The organism is Neisseria sp. HMSC070F02, from assembly GCF_001814225.1.
Classification (GTDB): Bacteria; Pseudomonadota; Gammaproteobacteria; order Burkholderiales; family Neisseriaceae; genus Neisseria; species Neisseria meningitidis.
In genome coordinates, this window is the sequence record NZ_KV815499.1 from 6288 (window position 1) to 9816 (window position 3529).

Genomic DNA, 3529 nt, shown 5'->3' on the forward strand with positions numbered 1-3529 from the left:
CCCTCCCCCGTGGGGGAGGGTTGGGGAGAGGGCATTCCCCGAATTTCGGCAACCTTTCCCAACAACTCAACCACCGAAATACAAGCCTTGTGGCTTGTTGCCCTCTCTCTAGCTCTCTCCCACGGGAGAGAGGACGGAGTGGCTGTAGGGCTAAGGGTTCTGCAAGGAAACAGGTTGTGCAGGTTGCTTTTTGCTTTTCAGACGACCTGAAATCAACGGTAAATCCAAGTCGCTTTCAAACCGCCTGCAACCGCAAAATCTGCTGAAACCTACTCCCTCCCCCGTGGGGGAGGGCTGGGGAGAGGGCATTCTCCGAATTTCGGCAACCTTTCCTAACACTCTAACCGCCAAGACACAAGCCTTGCGGCTTGTTGCCCTCTCTCTAGCTCTCTCCCACGGGAGAGAGGATGGGGTGGCTGTTGGGGCTAAGGTTTCTGTAAACTAATCAGGTTATGCAGGCTGCTTTTTGTTTTTCAGACGGCCTTTATAAATGCTCAATTCAGTCGGCTTTATCCTATTATTTTCAATAATCCAATCAAAATCAGCCATCTGCTATCGTGCAGCTTGCTTTTCCAATTCTTGCAACACGAGCAGGATTTCTGTCAGCACATCGTTTGTCTGCTGTAAAATCTCGTGATTCCAAAACCGCAGTACGGTAAAGCCCAAGCTGTTGAGATATGCCGTCCGCGCGTGGTCGTATGCGGCTTGTTCTGTGTGCTGCCCTCCGTCTGCTTCGACAATCAACTTGGGCGTTACGCACATAAAATCAACAATATAGTTTCCCATCGGCTGCTGGCGGCGGAATTTATAGCCGTTCAGACGACCTGCCCGCAGGTGCTGCCACAATTTTGCTTCCGCCCCGCTCATTTCTTGGCGCATGGCTTTGGCGCGTTGGCGCAAGATGGGGTTGTCGGTGGTCAAGAGTTTCTCGTGCGGGTTCATTTTGTTGTCGTGCTGTTTGCTGCCCTCTCTCTAACTCTCTCCCACGGGGAGAGAGGACGGTGCGGCTGTAGTGATTAAGGGTTTTGCAAGGAAAACAAGGAAAACAAGTTGTACAGGCTGTTTTTTATTTTTCAAGCGACCTGAAATCAACGCTTGTAAATCCAAGTCGCTTTTCAAACTGCCTGCAACCGCAAAATCTGCTGCAACCTACCCCCTCCCCCGTGGGGGAGGGCTGGGGAGAGGGCATTTTCCAAGTTGCGGCAATCTTTCCCAAATCCCTTAGTCTTCTAAAATACAAGCCTTACGGTTGTTGCCAAATGAAACTTCTTCCATACCCAAAATTTGCGTGTAAAACGCGATGGTTCGGTCAATGTCGGCAACGGTCAGTATCAGATGGTCGAGTGCGCTAATCTTCATTTCCAGCTTTGTTTTTCAGACGGCAGCAGCATACTGTTGCCGTCTGAAAGCCATTATGCCCGTTTTGCCGCCTTCATATTGCCAATGAATTTGTCAAACAAATAGCCGACATCTTGCGGGCCGGGGCTGGCTTCGGGGTGGCCTTGGAAGCAGAACACGGGTTTGTCGGTCAGCTCGATGCCTTGCAAAGTGTTGTCAAACAAGGATTTGTGGGTAATGCGTGCGTTAGCGGGCAGGGTGTCGGCATCAACGGCAAAACCGTGGTTTTGGCTGGTGATGACGACTTTGCCGCTGTCCAAATCTTGCACAGGGTGGTTCGCACCGTGGTGGCTGAAGCGCATTTTCAGGGTTTTCGCGCCGATAGCGAGGCTGATGAGCTGGTGTCCCAAGCAGATGCCGAAAATCGGTTTGCCGCTTTCCATCAGTTTTTGCACGGCTTCGATGGCGTAGGTGCAAGGCTCGGGGTCGCCGGGGCCGTTGGACAGGAACACGCCGTCGGGATTGAGTGCCAACACGTCTTGTGCGCTCGTTTGGGCGGGGACGACGGTCAGGCGGCAGCCGCGCGAGGCGAGCATACGCAGGATGTTGGTTTTCACGCCGAAATCGTAGGCGACGACGTGGTAAGGCTGTTCGTCAGGGGTAACGAAACCCTTGCCCAATGCCCATTCACCTTCCGTCCATTCGTAAGTTTCCGTGCAGGAAACTTCTTTTGCCAAGTCTTTGCCGACCATGCTGCCGAACGCGGCGATGAGTTCTTGCGCTTTTTCGACCGTAGCGTCCGCGCCGGTCAGAATCGCACCGCCTTGCGCGCCTTTTTCACGCAACAGCGTGGTCAGGCGGCGGGTGTCGATGTCGGCGATGGCAACGGTTTTGTTGCGCACCAGATAGTCGTGCAGGCTTTCGGAGGCGCGGAAGTTGCTGTGCAAGAGCGGCAGGTCGCGGATAATCAAACCGGCGGCGTAAACGCTGCGGCTTTCTTCATCTTCGGCGTTGGTACCGGTATTGCCGATGTGTGGGTAGGTGAGGGTAACGATTTGTTTGCAGTAGGACGGGTCGGTCAGGATTTCCTGATAGCCGGTCATCGAAGTATTGAACACGACTTCGCCGGAAGTCGAACCTTCGTAACCGATTGATGTGCCGTGGAATACGCTGCCGTCAGCGAGGACGAGGAGGGCGGGGGTGCTCATGATGGGAATCCTGTTTTTAATAAAATTCTTGACAATGCCGTCTGAAGGGACTTCGGCAGGGGGCATCCGGTCGGAAAAATCCGGTCAAAAAAAAACACGCCGCGCAAGATAGACGCGTAACGTGCTTTTCGGGCAAGTGCCTATACCCTGAAAGCAGCGTATTTTAAGACGAAACATACCCGATTTCAAGCGCAAACGCGGCAGGCGGGCTGATATGTTCGCGCGAAAACGGAAATCCGTGGCGTAAAACCGCCCGCTCCGCGCCCACTATGCCCGTTACGCATTTCCCCACGTCCGTCCGGCGAAACTATGGGAATACCCGAATCGTCAGGAATACCTGAATCGTCAGGAATACCCGAACCGTCATTCCCGCGCAGGCGGGAATCCAGACCTGTCGGCACAGAAACTTATCGGGCAAAACGGTTTCTTGAGATTCCGCATCCTAGATTCCCGCCTGCGCGGGAATGACGGCATCGGTTTGACGGTATTTAATTGAATTGCGGAAATTGACGGATTCAGTGAGATTGGCGGGATGAAGCCTACCCTATAGCCCGCCTTTTATAGCGGATTAACAAAAACCGGTACGGGTTGCCCCGCCCCGGCTCAAAGGGAACGATTCCCTAAGGCGCCCAAGCACCAGGCGAACCGGTTCCGTACCATTTGTACTGCCTGCGGCCCGCCGCCTTGTCCTGATTTTTGTTAATCCGCTATACGAACCCGCCCCCTCCCGAAAAACGCAAAAAATGCCGTCCGAAAACCTTTCGGACGGCATTTTCGCGTGAACCGTCATTCCCACGAAAACAGAAAACCAAAATCAGAAACCTAAAATTCGTCATTCCCACGAAAGTGGGAATCCAGGACTCAGGACCTGAGAAACCTTTTTACCCGATAAGTTCCCGTACCGACCGGTCCGGATTCCCGCCTGCGCGGGAATGACGCGTTTCATTTGCCGCCCCCTCCCGAAAAACGCAAAAAATGCCGTC

Annotated in this window: 3 protein-coding genes; all 3 read right to left on the reverse strand. The window is 53.6% G+C overall.

Annotation, left to right across the window (positions count from 1 at the left end; genetic code table 11):
* Positions 1 to 552: 552 nt before the first annotated feature.
* Entirely contained in the window at positions 553 to 942 is a 390-nt protein-coding gene (locus HMPREF2959_RS10230) for an endonuclease domain-containing protein (protein WP_002219820.1), read from the reverse strand.
* 279 nt (positions 943 to 1221) lie between these two features.
* Positions 1222 to 1359: a VOC family protein gene (locus HMPREF2959_RS10235; protein WP_070696756.1), complete on the reverse strand. Its 138-nt coding sequence runs from the start codon at positions 1357 to 1359 to the stop codon at positions 1222 to 1224.
* 53 nt (positions 1360 to 1412) lie between these two features.
* Complete coding sequence (gene carA, locus HMPREF2959_RS10240; protein WP_002241926.1) at positions 1413 to 2546, reverse strand: glutamine-hydrolyzing carbamoyl-phosphate synthase small subunit; 1134 nt, start codon at positions 2544 to 2546, stop codon at positions 1413 to 1415.
* Positions 2547 to 3529 lie beyond the last annotated feature (983 nt).

What these genes read in the sequence shown, in the direction of transcription:
- HMPREF2959_RS10230 (WP_002219820.1), bottom strand. Translation starts at nt 942, where the DNA reads ATGAACCCGCACGAGAAACTCTTGACCACCGACAACCCCATCTTGCGC.
- HMPREF2959_RS10235 (WP_070696756.1), bottom strand. Translation starts at nt 1,359, where the DNA reads ATGAAGATTAGCGCACTCGACCATCTGATACTGACCGTTGCCGACATT.
- carA (WP_002241926.1), bottom strand. Translation starts at nt 2,546, where the DNA reads ATGAGCACCCCCGCCCTCCTCGTCCTCGCTGACGGCAGCGTATTCCAC.